12 protein-coding genes and 1 riboswitch are annotated in these 16,163 nt (G+C 70.0%); of the genes, 5 read left to right on the forward strand and 7 right to left on the reverse strand.

Annotation, left to right across the window (positions count from 1 at the left end; genetic code table 11):
- Window positions 1–26: 26 nt before the first annotated feature.
- The 5 genes from AB0I18_RS19105 to AB0I18_RS19125 form a co-directional block, all read right to left on the reverse strand.
- The gene (locus AB0I18_RS19105; protein WP_363106673.1) at window positions 27–1,814 is read right to left on the reverse strand and encodes an ABC transporter substrate-binding protein; all 1,788 of its coding nucleotides are present in this window, start codon (window positions 1,812–1,814) and stop codon (window positions 27–29) included.
- 61 nt (window positions 1,815–1,875) lie between these two features.
- Window positions 1,876–2,889, reverse strand: a complete 1,014-nt coding sequence (locus AB0I18_RS19110) for an ABC transporter permease (RefSeq protein WP_363106674.1) — start codon at window positions 2,887–2,889, stop codon at window positions 1,876–1,878.
- A 321-nt stretch (window positions 2,890–3,210) separates the two neighbouring features.
- Window positions 3,211–4,002 (reverse strand): enhanced serine sensitivity protein SseB C-terminal domain-containing protein, encoded by a 792-nt coding sequence (locus tag AB0I18_RS19115; protein WP_363106675.1) that lies wholly within the window; start codon window positions 4,000–4,002, stop codon window positions 3,211–3,213.
- 291 nt (window positions 4,003–4,293) lie between these two features.
- Window positions 4,294–5,127 (reverse strand): enhanced serine sensitivity protein SseB, encoded by an 834-nt coding sequence (locus AB0I18_RS19120; protein ID WP_363106676.1) that lies wholly within the window; start codon window positions 5,125–5,127, stop codon window positions 4,294–4,296.
- Between the two features lie 62 nt (window positions 5,128–5,189).
- Window positions 5,190–5,867 (reverse strand): AAA family ATPase, encoded by a 678-nt coding sequence (locus AB0I18_RS19125; RefSeq protein WP_363106677.1) that lies wholly within the window; start codon window positions 5,865–5,867, stop codon window positions 5,190–5,192.
- Window positions 5,868–6,084: 217 nt separating this feature from the next.
- A riboswitch (glycine riboswitch) is annotated at window positions 6,085–6,198 on the forward strand.
- 140 nt (window positions 6,199–6,338) lie between these two features.
- Here AB0I18_RS19125 and gcvT point away from each other — a divergent pair.
- The 5 genes from gcvT (at window position 6,339) to AB0I18_RS19150 (ending at window position 12,787) form a co-directional block, all read left to right on the forward strand.
- A complete protein-coding gene (gcvT, locus tag AB0I18_RS19130) occupies window positions 6,339–7,493 on the forward strand; it encodes a glycine cleavage system aminomethyltransferase GcvT (RefSeq protein ID WP_363106678.1) in 1,155 nt (384 codons plus the stop codon).
- A 114-nt stretch (window positions 7,494–7,607) separates the two neighbouring features.
- Window positions 7,608–7,985, forward strand: coding sequence for a glycine cleavage system protein GcvH (gene gcvH, locus AB0I18_RS19135; RefSeq protein WP_363106679.1), 378 nt, complete (start codon window positions 7,608–7,610; stop codon window positions 7,983–7,985).
- 13 nt (window positions 7,986–7,998) lie between these two features.
- Window positions 7,999–9,261: a serine hydroxymethyltransferase gene (gene glyA / locus AB0I18_RS19140; protein ID WP_363106680.1), complete on the forward strand. Its 1,263-nt coding sequence runs from the start codon at window positions 7,999–8,001 to the stop codon at window positions 9,259–9,261.
- A gap of 151 nt (window positions 9,262–9,412) precedes the next feature.
- Window positions 9,413–10,780, forward strand: coding sequence for an L-serine ammonia-lyase (locus AB0I18_RS19145; protein WP_363106681.1), 1,368 nt, complete (start codon window positions 9,413–9,415; stop codon window positions 10,778–10,780).
- 321 nt (window positions 10,781–11,101) lie between these two features.
- Window positions 11,102–12,787, forward strand: coding sequence for a hypothetical protein (locus AB0I18_RS19150; RefSeq protein WP_363106682.1), 1,686 nt, complete (start codon window positions 11,102–11,104; stop codon window positions 12,785–12,787).
- Window positions 12,788–12,818: 31 nt separating this feature from the next.
- Here AB0I18_RS19150 and AB0I18_RS19155 read toward each other — a convergent pair whose 3' ends face one another.
- Window positions 12,819–15,338, reverse strand: coding sequence for a tetratricopeptide repeat protein (locus AB0I18_RS19155; RefSeq protein WP_363106683.1), 2,520 nt, complete (start codon window positions 15,336–15,338; stop codon window positions 12,819–12,821).
- Window positions 15,339–15,575: 237 nt separating this feature from the next.
- Window positions 15,576–16,112: a DUF2087 domain-containing protein gene (locus AB0I18_RS19160; protein WP_363106684.1), complete on the reverse strand. Its 537-nt coding sequence runs from the start codon at window positions 16,110–16,112 to the stop codon at window positions 15,576–15,578.
- Between the last annotated feature and the right edge of the window lie 51 nt (window positions 16,113–16,163).

Raw genomic sequence — 16,163 nt, forward strand, 5'->3', positions numbered from 1 at the left:
CCGTATGGCGGGTGCGCCGGTCGGTGTTACTTCTTCAGGCCGAGGTTGACGAAGTCGTACTGACCGCTGTAGCCGTCGGTCGTGTAGACGTTGGCCAGCCGCGACGAGCGCCAGTTGACGAACTTCTCGAAGACGAAGGGCAGGTAGTAACCGCCCTCCATCACCTTGTGGTTGATCTCCGTGGCGATCCCGGTCTTCTTCGTGTCGTCCAGCTCCTTGACGTAGCTGTCGAAGAGGCCGTCGATCGTCTTGTCCTTGATCATCGCGAAGTTGTTGTTGCCGCTCTCAAGGATGTACGAGCTGTCCCACAGCGGGAGACCGTAGCCCTGGACGGTCGGGAAGTCCGGGCCCCAGCCCATGATGATGATGCCGTAGCCCTTCTTCTTCACGTTGTCCGGGGCACCGATGATGCCGGTGGTCTGCGCACCGTCGTACTGGTCGATCTCGACCTTGACGCCGATCTTCTTCAGCGACGCCTGGAGGGACTCGGCGGTGGCCACCTCGACCGGCTTGTTGTTGCGGACCGCGATGGTGGTGCTGAAGCCGTTCGGCTGGCCGCAGGCCTTGAGCTCTTCCTTGGCCTTGGCGACGTTGCCCTTCTTGTTCGCACCGGCCAGCTCGTACGGGTCGTACTTCTGACCCTCGGAGCCCGGCACGGTCGGCGGCAGCATGTTGGTGCCGATGTCACCGCCGGCGACCGGGCCGCCGCGCGCGGTCTGCAGCGACTCGTGGTCGGCGCCCAGGATCACGGCCTTGCGGCAGTGGATGTTGTCGAACGGCTTCACGGTCTGCGGGAAGACCGCGTAGCGGATGTAACCGGAGACCGGGTTGTCCAGGTTGCCCTTGTGCTGCTTCAGGGCGGTCGTGCGGCCCTGCGGGGACATACCGGTCTGGTTGATGTCCAGGTCGTAGTCGCCGTTGATCAGACGCTGGTCCATGTCATTGGCGTTGGTGAACAGCGTCAGCGAGATCTTGTCCGGGTACGCCTTGCGGACCGGGTCCGAGGAGACCTTCCAGTTCTCGTTGCGCACGAGGACCAGCTTCTTGTTCGGCGTGTACGACTCGAACTTGTACGGGCCGGACGAGAAGGGCCTCAGGCCGTACTTGGACTTGGTGTCCTTGTCCTGGCGGACCGGGGACGCCGAGGTCAGCGCGAGCATCTCCTCGAAGTCGGCGTTCGCCTCGGGCAGCTTGAAGACGATGGTCTTGTCGTCCGGCGTCTCGATCGCCTTCAGACCCAGCTTGTCCTTGGACGTGTCCTTGTACGGGCCCTTGTACTCGGCCTTGGGGTCGAGCACCTGCTGGAGGTAGATCGGGCCGCCGGACAGCACGTCCTGCGCCCACACGCGCTCGATGCCGTACTTGACGTCCTTGGAGGTGATGGGCTTGCCATCCTCCCAGGTGACCCCGTCACGCAGCGTGTACGTGTAGGTCTTGCCGTCGTCGCTGATCTCCGCCGTTTTGGAGGCGAGGTCCGGCGTGATCTCGGCACCCTTGGCGCCGGGCTCCGCCTTGTTGGTCACCAGCTGGCGGCTGTAGTAGCGCATGAAGTTCCACGCCATGCCGTAGTAGCCGCGCGTGGTGTCCCACGAGTCGGCGTCCTGGGCACCGGCGAACTTGAGCTCGCCGCCCTTCTTGGCGAGGTCGGCCTGCGCGACCTTGTTGTTCGCGGCGTCGAAGCCGGCCGCGCCGCTCTTCGAACCGCCGTCGTCGTCGTTGCCGCCGCCGCACGCCGCCGTGGACAGCAGTGCAGCGACCACGGCTGCGGCTGCCACGGCCTGCTTGCGCCGCCCTGTGGTGCGTTGGGTAATCACTCGGATCCTCCGTGTGTGTAGCGGCCCGTCGACAGATGACGAGCCCTGGGGGTACGGCAGTTCAGCGGGAACCCTTCGGGTCGAGCGCATCGCGTACGCCGTCGCCGAAGAGGTTGAAGGAGAGCACGGTGATGAAGATCGCTACACCCGGGATCACCATGTACATGGGGTCCGAGTCGTAGTAGTCGATCGCGGAGGAGAGCATCTGTCCCCAGGAGGCCGTGGGCGGCTTGACGCCCACGCCCAGGAAGCTGAGCGCCGCTTCGGTGAGGATGTTGGTCGGGATCATCATCGTCGTGTACACGATGATGGGCGCGACGAGGTTGGGCAGCAGCTCCTTGAACAGGATGTAGAACCGCCCGGCCCCGAGGCTGCGCGCGGCCTCCACGTACTCGCGCTCACGCAGGGACAGCGTCTGGCCGCGCACCACGCGTCCCACATAGGGCCAGCCGAAGAAGCCGATCACCAGGATCATGACGAACAGGCGAACACCCGTGCCTGTCAGGCCCAGCATCTCGTTCGGCATGACCGAGACCAGCGCGATGATGAAGAGCAGCTGCGGGAAGGCCAGCAGGCCGTCCATGACCCGGCTGATGACCGCGTCCGCCCAGCCGCCGAAGTAGCCCGCGAGCACACCGAGAACGGTGCCGAGCACAACGGCCACCAGGGCCGACAGGAAGCCGACCAGCAGCGATACCCGGGCGCCGTAGACGATCCGGGCGAAGATGTCGCGACCGCTCACGGGCTCCACGCCGAGCAGGTGGTCCCCGCTGATACCGCCCCAGGACCCCTTGGGGGTCGAGAAGAGCGGATCGATCAGGTCCTCGTGGTGGGTCTCCGGGTCCTGCCCCACCAGGTCTGTGATCACCGGGGCGAGAAGCGCGATCGCAATGAGCACGAGAACGATGACGCCGCCCGTCAGGGCAAGCTTGTCCCGCTTCAGCCGCTCCCAGGCGATGCGGCCGAGGGAACGCCCTTGAACGGCCTTCGCCTCGGCGGAGCCGGCGACGAGCGCCGCCTCCTCGGCCGCGCTCGGGGCGGCTTCGGCCGTCGGCTCGTGCAATGGTGCCGTCATCGTGGCAGGGACCCCTCTCAACCGGCGGTAGCCGGCCCACACTTGCCGCTGTAGCGGCGTGATCAGTCCGTCGTACACAGGGGCGAAACCCCCTGGACCGGGAGTCTTCAACGCCTCAGCGATCTGTAGCCAGACTTGACGGTGAATGGATGCGCAAACGTGATGCTGTCTGGGGGATTCCGTTATCCGAACGTCAGGTAACGGGGGTCGGACGCGGTACAAATGGGGCGCAAGGTGCCTTGCGCCCCATTTACCCGCGTAGATCGGGTGATTTCGCCCGAGCATAGCGCGAGCGCCGAGCAGGCGCGCGACGCAGGGGCCTCAGTACGTGCCCGGGTACCCGTACCCGCCCGCGACCGGCGCCTGGGCGGGGGCCGCGTGCGCCTCGCGGTCGTAGAACGGCCGCGCGTTGGCCCGCATCCACAGGGCCACCGGGTCGTACTCGTCGGACATCGCGAGGGTCGACACCGGAAGACCGTCCGGCACCGCGCCGATGGACTGCTGCATCATCGCCCGCACCGAGTCCACGGCGGGCGGGCTGGTGTCGTACACATCGAGCCCGATGGCCAGATACGGCGCACCGAGCGCGGGCTGCACCCAGGCGCGGCGCAGCGAGCGCACCGCGGAGGTCCGATGCGCGTTCTGGGTGAGGAGGGCGTAGAACTGCGGGATCTCGATGCCCGGCTCGGACAGCCGGAGCGGTCCCGCAGGCTGCCGCTCCAGGCCGGTGGCGATACGGCGCAGATCCAGCCAGGGGATGCCGACGCCGCCGCCCGGGGCGTGCGGGTTCAGCCAGAGGCCGTAGTGGTCGGGGTAGAGGGTGCGGGCGACGTCGAGGCCGTCGACCACCTCGTACGAACGGTTCCAGCCGCTGGCCGAGAGCTCCTGGGCGGAGGTGACGCAGGGGGCGTAACCGAAGCCCTCCACCTCCATGTTCCCGTACTGGGCGTCCGGCGAGCCGGCCTGGCCGTGCCAGAGCAGCATCCAGACCTGACCGGACGACGGGGTCGCGAGGGCGCGCAGGAGCGCCTCGTAGGCGTCGTAACGCCCGGGCGTCACTTGGCGCAGCATGTGCTCGACCTGCCCGGCCGCAGCCGTGCCCGACGCGCTCACCTTCTACCGCCCCTTCGCGACATCCCTGACATACGGATACATACGAGTCCAGTTCGACCGGGAGGCAGCGCGCACTTGAACGCGACGCCGCCCTGCCGGGTCATGAAACCAGCTTAAGCGGGGATGACGCTCCGCCGGGGGAGCCGGGTTGCAACTCGGGGCTTGCTGTCGGTGGGATGGTGCGGGTTCGTTGTGGCTGGGCGCTCCCCCACTCTCGGCTTCGCTCGACCGGGGGGACCCCCATCGCGGCGGAGCCTCACATGTCACAGCCCCGCACCCCTTCGGGGCGTGTCAATGGGACTGGTAGAAGGGCCGCACCCGCTCGCGCAGCCAGTCGCCCACCGGGTCCTGGGCCACGTCGAGGAACACGAGGTTCACCGGGTGTTCCAGCGGGGCCAGGCCGAGGGCCCGGCCGAGGGCGTCCAGCGGGAGCGTCCGTACGACCTCGTCCCAGTGGGTCAGCTCGACCCCGATGAACATCACGGGGTCGCCGCCCTCGATGCTCGCCAGGCAGCGGCGGGCGCTCAGCACGACCCCGGTCGCCGCGAACTCCGCCGAGGCCGCGGCCAGGAAGTCCAGCGGGTCGTGCTGCCAGTCGGGCTGGAAAAGCCGCACCCGACCGCCGCTCGCGGGCCCGTCCAGCGGCGTCCGCCCGGACCGGGCGAGCTCGGCCACGGCGAGCGGCGGCAGCGGTACGCCGACCGTGCCGTCCGGGTTCACCGCGATGCCCGCCTGGGGCGGCAGCCCGCGCGCGAACTCGACGGCGGGCGCGACCGTGTAGGGCATGCGGTCGCCGGTGACCTGGCGGAACTGCTGCTCCGAGCTGAAGACCGGCACGTACGCCTGTCCGTCGAGCTCTATCGTCGGCAGGTCGAGCGGGCCGCTGTGCGGGCCGCCGCCGTTGGGCAGCGGCACCCACAGGAAGCTGCGGCCGAGGACCTCGACGAGCCGGGCGCCCGTCGAGGGCGACGCGGCGACACCGAGCGACGCGGCCAGCACCTCCTCCAACTCGTTGCCGGGCCAGCCGGCGTGGGGATGGGGGTGCGCCTGTGCCGAGAAGTCCTGTGCCGGGAAGTCCTGTGCCGGAATGCCCTGTCTCGGGATGTCCTGTGCCGGGATGTCCATCTGCCTGCCTACCGCCTGCTCGAACTGCCTTCTGCGGCTGACGAGATTACTCGTACGCGCCCTCAGTCGCCGAAGTCGATCCGCCGCAGGACGTCCGCCGCGGTCCGGTCGACGAGGACCGCCGAACCGCAGCCGTCCGGGAGGTCGCCCTGCTCCACGGAGCGCAGCAGCCGGGCGACCGCGCCGCGGTGCCGCGCGAACGCGTACCGCGAGACGCCGCGGCCGCGCTCGCGCTGGCCGTCCAGGGCGGTGCCGGGGTCGACGTCGAGCAGCAGCAGGTGCAGCGTGCCGCCGCGGCGGCGGGCGTCGCGCGCGAGCCAGCTGCGCACCCAGGCCTGCGTACCGCAGTCGTGCACGACGACGCCCTCGCCGGAGCGCAGGGCCCGGCGCAGGCCCGCGTAGTGCGCGACGCGAACGAGGGGGCGGTAGACCGCGTACGGCAGAAAGCGGGAAAGGCGGCCGTCCCAACGGTCGCGGGTGTCCTGGGAGTCGATGCGCCGGCCCGTCACCGCGCGCCGCATCAGGGTCGACTTGCCGCTGCCCGGCAGTCCCGTGACCACGACCAGGTCGGCCGCGCCGAAACGGAGGCCGTGCGGGCTGTGCCCCGCGCGCTCCCGCAGATCGCGGACGACGGGCGCCGGAAGCGGGCCGCACGCCTCCCTGGCCGGGGCAGTGGGCTGCTTGGGCAGCGCGAGGGACGCGCTGGTCGCGGTGGTCGCGTACGCCGTGGTCCTGTTCACCCTGTTCGTCCTCCCCATCGGGTCGGAAGACCCATCCCCGTCGAGTGTAAAGAGAAGGTAATGCGCGAGACCCCTCGTTTCTGTTCTTGGTCTGCCACAGGCCCGTCACAGATCACTGTGGATACCTGTGGACGCTGTGCGGCCCCTGTGGAGGACTCCCCTGCCGCGCCGGTCGGATGCGTGCAATGATGTGCGCGCCAACTGCATACCGGCCGCTTGAATCCGCGCGGGAGAGTTCCGGAGACATGTACACGCACGTGTACGGGTTCCCGGGCGCCGAAGGAGCAAGTCCCTCCCTTGAATCTCTCAGGCCCCGTACCGCGCGGGCGAGGCACATCTGAAAAGCGAGCCGCCGACCGGTGGCTCCACCCAAGGTGCAAACCATTGACCTGCCGGTCATGGTGAACCTCTCAGGTTCCGATGACAGATGGGGAGGAACGACCTCGCCGTCATGCCTTGGGAGCCCCACCGATGAGCAGTAACGCCCCTGTTGAACCGCGCCGCACCGCACTCGATTCCCTGCATCGCTCGCTCGGCGCGACGATGACCGACTTCGCCGGCTGGGACATGCCCCTGCGGTACGGCTCCGAGCGCGACGAACACCTCGCGGTACGCACCAGGGCCGGTCTCTTCGACCTCTCCCACATGGGCGAGATCACGGTGACCGGGCCCCAGGCGGCCGCACTGCTCGACTTCGCGCTGGTCGGCAACATCGGAGGCGTGAAGACCGGCCGCGCCCGCTACACGATGATCTGCCGCGAGGACGGCGGCATCCTCGACGACCTGATCGTGTACCGGCTCGCCGACACCGAATACATGGTCGTCGCGAACGCCTCCAACGCCCAGGTGGTTCTCGACGCGCTCGTGGAACGTGCCGGAGGCTTCGACGCCGAGGTCCGCGACGACCGCGACGCGTACGCCCTCCTCGCCGTACAGGGCCCCGAGTCCCCCGGCATCCTGAAGTCGCTCACCGACGCCGACCTGGACGGCCTCAAGTACTACGCGGGCCTGCCCGGCACGGTCGCCGGCGTCCCCGCCCTGATCGCGCGCACCGGGTACACGGGCGAGGACGGCTTCGAGCTGTTCGTCGCCCCGGCCGACGCCGAGAAGCTCTGGCAGGCGCTGACCGAGGCTGGGGGTACCTCCCGGCCGGAGGCTGGGGGAGCCCCGGTCGGGCTCGCCCCCTGCGGTCTCTCCTGCCGGGACACCCTGCGCCTGGAGGCGGGCATGCCGTTGTACGGGCATGAGCTGAGCACCTCGCTCACGCCCTTCGACGCCGGTCTCGGCCGGGTCGTGAAGTTCGAGAAGGAGGGCGACTTCGTGGGGCGCGAGGCCCTGACCGAGGCCGCCGCCCGGGCCGAGTCGTCGCCGCCGCGCGTCCTCGTCGGCCTGGTCGCCGAGGGCCGCCGCGTCCCGCGCGCCGGATACCCGGTCGTCGCCGGCGGCGAGGTCGTCGGCGAGGTCACCTCCGGCGCCCCCTCCCCCACCCTCGGCAAGCCGATCGCGATGGCGTACGTCGACGCCGCGCACTCCGCGCCCGGCACGGCCGGCGTCGCTGTGGACATCCGGGGCAGCCACGAGCCGTACGAGGTCGTCGCCCTGCCGTTCTACAAGCGCCAGAAGTGACACTCGCCCGCCGGGCCCGGAAGTGACACAGGGCACATCCGCCCAGCTCACCACCAGTCTCCACGTCATCAGCACTGTCATCAGCACTCCCCCGCGTACAGGAGAATTCAGGCCATGAGCAACCCCCAGCAGCTGCGCTACAGCAAGGAGCACGAGTGGCTGTCGGGCGCCGAGGACGGCGTCTCGACGGTCGGTATCACGGAGCACGCGGCCAACGCGCTCGGCGATGTCGTGTACGTCCAGCTCCCGGAGGTCGGTGCCGCGGTGACCGCGGGCGAGACCTGCGGCGAGCTGGAGTCGACCAAGTCGGTGAGCGACCTGTACTCGCCCGTCACGGGCGAGGTCACCGAGATCAACCAGGATGTCGTGGACGACCCGGCGCTGGTGAACTCCGCCCCGTTCGAGGGCGGCTGGCTGTTCAAGGTACGCACCTCGGAGGAGCCGAAGGACCTGCTCTCCGCGGACGAGTACACCGAATTCTCCGGCAGCTAAGGACTCCTGACCGATGTCGCTTCTGAACCAGTCCCTGCACGAGCTCGACCCGGACGTCGCCGCCGCCGTCGACGCCGAGCTCGACCGTCAGCAGTCCACCCTCGAAATGATCGCCTCGGAGAACTTCGCTCCGGTCGCGGTCATGGAGGCCCAGGGCTCGGTCCTCACCAACAAGTACGCCGAGGGCTACCCCGGCCGCCGCTACTACGGCGGCTGCGAGCACGTCGACGTCGTCGAGCAGATCGCCATCGACCGCGTGAAGGCCCTCTTCGGCGCCGAGCACGCGAACGTACAGCCCCACTCGGGCGCCCAGGCGAACGCGGCCGCGATGTTCGCGCTGCTCAAGCCCGGCGACACGATCATGGGTCTGAACCTCGCGCACGGCGGGCACCTGACCCATGGCATGAAGATCAACTTCTCCGGCAAGCTCTACAACGTCGTCCCGTACCACGTGGACGACGAGACCGGCCAGGTCGACATGGCCGAGGTCGAGAAGCTCGCCAAGGAGGCCCAGCCGAAGCTGATCGTGGCCGGCTGGTCCGCGTACCCGCGTCAGCTGGACTTCGCGGCCTTCCGCCGGATCGCGGACGAGGTCGGCGCGTACCTGATGGTCGACATGGCGCACTTCGCCGGTCTGGTGGCGGCGGGGCTGCACCCGAACCCCGTACCGCACGCGCACGTGGTCACCACCACGACGCACAAGACGCTGGGCGGCCCGCGCGGTGGCGTGATCCTGTCGACGGCCGAGCTGGCCAAGAAGATCAACTCCGCGGTCTTCCCCGGTCAGCAGGGCGGTCCGCTGGAGCACGTGATCGCGGCCAAGGCGGTCTCCTTCAAGGTCGCCGCGTCCGAGGACTTCCGCGAGCGCCAGCAGCGCACGCTGGACGGCGCCCGGATCCTGGCCGAGCGCCTGGTCCAGGACGACGTGAAGGCCGTCGGCGTGGACGTCCTGTCCGGCGGCACGGACGTGCACCTGGTCCTGGTGGACCTGCGCGACTCCGAGCTGAACGGCCAGGAGGCCGAGGACCGCCTCCACGAGGTCGGCATCACGGTCAACCGCAACGCCATCCCGAACGACCCCCGCCCGCCGATGGTCACCTCCGGCCTGCGCATCGGCACGCCCGCCCTGGCCACCCGCGGCTTCCAGGCCGCGGACTTCACCGAGGTCGCGGACATCATCGCCGAGGCACTGAAGCCGTCCTACGACACGGAGTCCCTGAAGGCCCGCGTGTCCGCTCTGGCCGACAAGCACCCGCTGTACCCCGGCCTGAAGTAGTTCGTACGGCCTGAAGCAGTTCGTACGGAACGTACGAATCTTCGCGGCGCCGCGCACACTGGAGGTGTGTGCGGCGCCTGCCCCGGGCTTCACCTCGCTCAGCCACGTTCCACCCTGCTCCACCCGCTCCACCCCGTATTGAGGAGTCCCCGTGGCCATCTCGGTCTTCGACCTGTTCTCGATCGGCATCGGCCCGTCCAGCTCCCACACGGTCGGCCCGATGCGTGCCGCGCGCATGTTCGCGCGCCGCCTGCGCAATGAGAACGTGCTGGCCCCCGTGACCTCGGTACGGGCCGAGCTGTACGGCTCGCTCGGCGCGACCGGGCACGGACACGGCACCCCCAAGGCTGTGCTGCTCGGCCTGGAGGGCGCCTCGCCGCGGACGGTGGATGTAGAGGGGGCCGACGACCGGGTCGAGGAGATCAAGTCGTCCGGGCGCATCAGCCTGCTCGGCGAGCACGAGATCGCCTTCTCCTTCTCCGACGACCTGGTCCTGCACCGCCGCAAGACCCTGCCCTACCACGCGAACGGCATGACGCTCTGGGCGTACGACGCCTCCGGAGCCGAACTGCTGTCGAAGACGTACTACTCGGTCGGCGGCGGCTTCGTCGTGGACGAGGACGCGGTGGGCGAGGACCGCATCAAGCTGGACGACACCGTCCTCAAGTACCCCTTCCGTACGGGCGACGAACTGCTGCGGCTGGCCCGCGAGACCGGCCTGTCGATCTCCGCGCTGATGCTGGAGAACGAGCGGGCCTGGCGCACCGAGGACGAGATCCGCGAGGGGCTCATCGCCATCTGGCGGGTCATGCAGGCGTGCGTGTCGCGCGGTATGGCCCGCGAGGGCATCCTGCCGGGCGGCCTCAAGGTCCGCCGCCGGGCCGCCATGTCGGCCCGCCAACTGCGCGCCGAGGGCGACCCGCTGGCCCACGCGATGGAGTGGATCACCCTGTACGCGATGGCGGTGAACGAGGAGAACGCGGCGGGCGGCCGCGTCGTCACCGCCCCGACCAACGGCGCGGCGGGCATCATCCCGGCGGTCCTGCACTACTACATCAACTTCGTGCCGGGCGCCGACGAGGAGGGCGTGGTCCGCTTCATGCTGGCCGCCGGGGCCATCGGCATGCTCTTCAAGGAGAACGCCTCCATCTCCGGCGCGGAGGTCGGCTGCCAGGGCGAGGTCGGCTCGGCCTGCTCCATGGCCGCGGGCGCCCTCGCCGAGGTGCTCGGCGGCAGCCCCGAACAGGTCGAGAACGCGGCCGAGATCGGCATGGAGCACAACCTCGGCCTCACCTGCGACCCGGTCGGCGGCCTCGTCCAGATCCCCTGCATCGAGCGCAACGGCATGGCCGCGGTCAAGGCCGTCACGGCCGCCCGGATGGCGATGCGCGGCGACGGCTCCCACAAGGTGTCCCTCGACAAGGTCATCAAGACGATGAAGGAGACCGGGGCGGACATGAGCGTCAAGTACAAGGAGACGGCCCGGGGCGGGCTCGCGGTGAACATCATCGAGTGCTGAGCGGAAAGTCCCCGGGAAATCCCACGGGATGGAAGCCTGACCTCCTCGCGCCGTCGTGGTCGGCATGGTTCGTTACCGTGTACGAGTTAGGACACTGCCCCACTGACCACAGGGCTACCCAGAGGATTGCTAACCGGCTTGAAATGGGATAAAGGCACCATAATCGCGAGCCGCGAGCCGCGAGCCGCGAGCCGCGAGCCGCGAGCCGCGAGCCGCGAGCCGCGAGCCGCGAGCCGCGAGCCGCGAGCCGCGAGCCGCTGACCGACTGGAGGCGTGGGTTTGTTAGAGGCGGTCGGCTTGTTCGATAGCCGGCCGCTTCGCGTGCCCGTGGGCCCTGACGCCCACCGCTGGAGCACCTTCCACGGCGAGCGCACCCTTGTCGTCGCCGCCCGTACCGTCACTTCGACCGTACGCGCCCTCGAAACACTGCCGTCGCTCCTGCGCGACGACGCCCGCGTGACCGTCGTCTTCGCCTACGACCGCACTTCCGCTTTCAACGACGGCGTCCTCGATCTCCTCCACGCCGCCGGCTGCCGGGTCGCTCCCTGGGAGCAGCTGGGGCACATCGACCCCGACCTCATCCTGTCCGCGAGCGAGAACATCGACGTGCCGGAGGGCGATTGCCCGGTACTGGTGCTGCCGCACGGCGTCGGCTTCCAGAAGTTCGTGCCGGATTCCCGCAGTCCACACGAGAGGCTCTCCGGAGTCGTACCGGATTCCCTCCTGGAGTCGGGACGTGCCTGGCTCGCGGTCTCGCATCCGGCGCAGGAGGAACAGTTGCTCGCCACCCACCCGAAGTCGGCCGGGCGCACGCTGCTGGTCGGTGACCCGTGCTTCGACGAGCTGGTGGGCAGCCGGTCGCGCAGGGGGGCGTACCGAGAGGCGTTGGGCGTCGCGGAGCATCAGCGTCTGGTCATGGTCAGTTCCACCTGGGGCCGCACTTCGCTCCTGGGGAGTCTCCCGGATCTCCTCCCGCGTCTGATCGCCCAACTGCCCTGTGACGAGTACCAGGTCGGCGCGATCGTCCACCCCAATGTGTGGTCGGCCCACGGGGCCTGGCAGATCCGCACCCTGCAGGCCGCCGCCCTGGACGCGGGTCTGCTGCTCATGCCGGCCGTCCACGCCTGGCGGCCCGCGCTCGTCGCCGCCGACGTCGTCGTGGGCGATCACGGCTCGGTGACGCTGTACGGCGCGGCGGCCGGCACCCCACTGCTGCTCGCGGCATTCGGCAGCGACGCGGTGCCCGGGACCGCCGCCCACAAGCTGGCGGCCGTCGCGCCCCGGCTCGACACTCGCGGGGACCTTCGCCGGCAGGTGGAGGACGTCATACGCGGGCACACGCCCCAGCGGTACGCCGCCGTCGCCGCGCAGGCCTTCGCCGAACCGGGGCACGCCCTGGCCCGGCTCCGCACCGCCCTCTACCGCCTGCTGAACCTTCCGGAGCCGTCCTCTCCGCCACCCGCTCCGCTGGTACTGCCGGTTCCGGATCCGCCCGCCACACCAGTCACCTCCTGGCAAGTGACCACCGACGTCACCGGGGACAGCGTCGCTCCGACCGTCACCGTGCACCGCTTTCCGGCGACAGTCACCTCGTACGGCAAGACCTGCCCGGAGTCCGCCGCTCTCTTCACGCACCTCGCCTGCGCCGATGACGAACGCGACCGCCGGCTGACCGAGAGCGCCTCGGTTCTCGTCCGACGCCGACCCGCGTCCGCCGCGCTGACGGCGCTGCGCTGGATCGAGGACGCCCTCGTCCAGTCGCCCGGAAGCCTTGTCGCGGCATCGGCGGTGCGCGGGGGCGGCTGTCTGGTCGGGCTGCGGGACGGCCGGGTCGTGGAGGCGGCGGCCACGGGCCCGGTGCTGGATCCGGGTCTGCCGGCAGCGGTCGTCTATGCCTGCCTGCGTGCGGGACTCGCGCTTGACGACACCCAAGTGACGCTGCGAATCGGCGACTTGCGGGACGAGGACGTCGTTCTGCGGCTTCGTCCCGCGCTGCCGACCGGATGACCGCCGCCCGGGCACATCGCGGGAAGCGGGTTCAGCGGTCGAGATCGCTCAACCGTCGGCGCAGTTCCTCCACCAGGCGCTGGTTGCCGAGCGCCTCGTAGATGTCGGCGGCCCGGCCCAGGCACTCGCGCACCAACTCCTCGTGACCGCCCTGGCGCTGGGCGATGCCGGCAAGCCGCACCCGGGCCTGCGCCTCGTACTGCATCCCGTCCGCCACTGCGGCCAGTTCCCGGATCGCCTCCCGCAGGTCGTGGATCGCCTGCTCGATGTCGCCGAGATTCCCGTGCGCGACGCCGATGGCGGCCTTCACCCGCGCCGCCATCCGCCGGTCGGGCTCCGCACGGTTCTCCAGGTCTCGCTGCGCCCGGCGCAGCAGGTCCATGGCCTCCGCGTGCTCGCCCCCCGCGTCCAGGGCGCAGCCGAGGAAGAAGGTGGCGAGGGCGGCACCGCGGGATTCCCCGGCCCGCTCGTTGAGTTCGAGGGAGCGCCGGTACGCGCCGGCCGCTTCGGTCGGGGCAACGACATCCAGGTAACGGCCGAGGAATTCCTGAACGGAGGCCCGCAGGGCGAGGCGATCGGTCGCCTCGGCCAGGGCGACGGCCCTCTCCAGTTGCTCTCCCGCGCGGTCGTTCTCCCCGAGGTCCAGCAGTGGACGTGACAGCAGGCTGCGGAGCCGGGCACCGACCGCCGTGGCCTCCTCGTCGGTCCCCCCTGCCGTTTCCGCTACGGCGATCGCCGCCTCGGCCGCCTTGATGCCCAGCTCCAGTGTTTCCGTCCACGCCCTGAGGTAGCGGTGGTAGAGGAACAGCACCGAGAACGCCTCGGCCAGTCGCCAGGCCAGGGTGTACAGCTCGTGCCGGACGGTCTCGCGCAGTACCGCGAGGATGGCGGAACGCTCGGCGTTCAGCCACTCCAGCGGCGCTGGACCGCTCGCTCCGGCGAACGGGTCGTGGGCGTCCCGCAGCAGGTCGTCGAGGTCGGCGATCCGCAGCCGCTCTCTCCTGAGCGCCCGGTCGGCGAAAGCGCTCAGCACGAGGTAGTGGGTTCCGACGCGCTGTGTCAGTGCCGTCTGCTCGGTCTGCGGCTCCTCGTCGGCCGCGCACTCGCGGGCGTGCAGACGGACCAGGTCGTGCATGCGGTACCGGCCGTCGCGCATCTTCTCCAGCAGGCTGGCCTTCGCCAGCACGCCCAGCAGGCGCTTCGCGCTCCCCGGGTCCACTCCGGCGGCGACCGCGGCCACGCCGGCGTCGAAGAGTCCGAACGGCAGCCATCCGAGCAACCGGTAGAGCCGGGCCGCGTCGGGCGGCAGCAGCCGGTAGGAGGGACCCAGAACCGCGGACACCGAGGACTCCTCCCCGTCCAGTGCGAGTCCGGCCAGCCGGCCTGCCTCGTCGTCGAGTTCGGCGGCCAGTTCCGCCATGCCGAGACTCTCGTCAGCCAGTCGCGCCGCCACCACCAGCAGGGCCACGGGCAGCCCGTCACACAGCTCCACCAGCCGCCGCGCGGCCTCCGGTTCGGCCTCGACCGCCTCCGGTCCGCACCGGTCCTTCAGCAGTTCCAGCCCACCATGTGTGTCCAGCGGCTTGACGCGGACCAACCGGGCACCGCCCTGGACAGCCAGTTCACCGATCCTGCCCTGACTCGTGGCCAGTAATGCGCTGCCTGCCCCCTTGGGAATCAGGGCACGGACCTGTGCGGGCTGGTTGACATCGTCGAGGACGAGAAGGATGCGCAGGTCGGCCGTGCGCGACCGGTAGAGGTTGGTCCGGTCGAGGAGCGAGTCCGGAATGCCGAGCTCACCTCCCGGCAGCGACCTCAGGCACATGGCCAGGGCCTCGGAGACGTCCCCACCAGGACCGGTCAGCGGCGTGGCCTGGTCGCGCAGGGCCGCGAAATCCACGTACAACTGCCCATCCGGAAAATGCCCCTTGACCCTCTCCGCGCACCGCCATGCCATGGCCGACTTGCCGACCCCCGGAGGCCCGAACAGCACATCGACGCCCACAGATCCGGAGCCGCCCGCCGGCGCGCCGAGCCTTGCCTGCAGGATCCCGAGTTCAGCCGTCCGATTACTGAACGGCTCGGTCATGACGGGCACTTGATCCGGCCTGGCGGGCCGACCCGCCGCGGACGAGGGTGCCGAAGGGACGTGGAAGTGGATGTCACCGTGGATGGGTGAGCCCTGGAGGACCAGGCCGTGGTTCACTCCGCCGCTGACCAGGTTGACGAAAGTACGTGACGCGTCCGGCGCCAGCTCGGACAACAGCCGCGCCAGTTCCTCGGCTGCACCCGGATCCTCCTGGAACAGGCCTTCCAGCCGCTGCCGCAGGCGGGTTCGGACAACTGCCTGGGCCTCGGCGTCACCCACCGTGTGAGCCATGTCCAACTCCTCGTGCGTGGCTCGCAGTTCCTCCTCGGCGGCCTCATCCGAAGCGCGTCGCCCGAAGAACCGGGTCAGCCCGCTCTTCGCTCGCTCGTACGCATCCGAAACCATCAACCCGGCCAACGCCGTTGCCCCCGACGCGGCAAGAGCCGCCAACTCGGCTTCCACACAGTCCCCTTCGCCCTCATCCAGTCCCTCAAAGCAGTCGAACACCAACCGTAGAGAGGTCTTGGACGCTTGGACAGCCCGGCCCGCCGCGTGCCCCATGGTCGCCTCCCGTTCCGGGAGCAGGGCACTCCTTCCCTGATCGAAGTCGGCAGACACTGCTGCACACGGGTGAGCGCATCGACGTATCGCATGACACCGGCCGGCCGCCGCCCTCGACGCGGGCACGCCGGGCACGCGCTAGGCGCGCTCGTAACTGGTGCCGGACTCGTTTCTGCGCAGCAGGCCCTCGTCCACGAGGGCGCGGCGCAGGGTCACCCAGTCGTCGAACCACTCGCCGCAGATCGCGTTGACCTTGGCCTCGGGGTAGCTCACGCCGGGCTCGAACGAGTCCTTCACCACGGCCAGCACACGGCCGCGCACCTCCGCCCGGCCCGGAACGGAGGTGAGCCGCCCACGCCGGAAATAGGAGCCCGCCCCGTCCCCGCCACCCCGGCCGGAGACCCTGACCTCGGCCTGGACGGCGAGCCGGAACGTGTCGTCCAGCAGGGTGTACGCGCGCTTCTCACTGTCGAAGACGGCGACCCGTCCTTCCGTCAGCTTCCGCAGCGCCGCGGCGGCGGCCGGTGGGCGGAGCCCGGCCATTTCGGCGACCTCCGCCACCGAGGTCGCGCCGAGGGCGAGGGCCGCGTAGGCGGCACGCCTGTCGTGCTGGGCGAGGAGGCCGACGAGGTCGCGGCAGGAGGGCGGGTGGTCCTCGGTGGAGGCCGTGTTCATGTGTCCGTTCCGGTCGTCGTCATCGGGTGCGGTGGGGTGTGGCGGGCAAAG

Source organism: Streptomyces sp. NPDC050704 (assembly GCF_040654355.1).
In the GTDB taxonomy this organism is placed as follows: domain Bacteria; phylum Actinomycetota; class Actinomycetes; order Streptomycetales; family Streptomycetaceae; genus Streptomyces.

Bases quoted from the DNA above. Each gene is read 5' to 3' on its own strand.
- glyA (WP_363106680.1), top strand. From the start codon at position 7,999: ATGTCGCTTCTGAACCAGTCCCTGCACGAGCTCGACCCGGACGTCGCC.
- gcvH (WP_363106679.1), top strand. From the start codon at position 7,608: ATGAGCAACCCCCAGCAGCTGCGCTACAGCAAGGAGCACGAGTGGCTG.
- AB0I18_RS19160 (WP_363106684.1), bottom strand. From the start codon at position 16,112: ATGAACACGGCCTCCACCGAGGACCACCCGCCCTCCTGCCGCGACCTC.
- AB0I18_RS19120 (WP_363106676.1), bottom strand. From the start codon at position 5,127: ATGGACATCCCGGCACAGGACATCCCGAGACAGGGCATTCCGGCACAG.
- AB0I18_RS19110 (WP_363106674.1), bottom strand. From the start codon at position 2,889: ATGACGGCACCATTGCACGAGCCGACGGCCGAAGCCGCCCCGAGCGCG.
- gcvT (WP_363106678.1), top strand. From the start codon at position 6,339: ATGAGCAGTAACGCCCCTGTTGAACCGCGCCGCACCGCACTCGATTCC.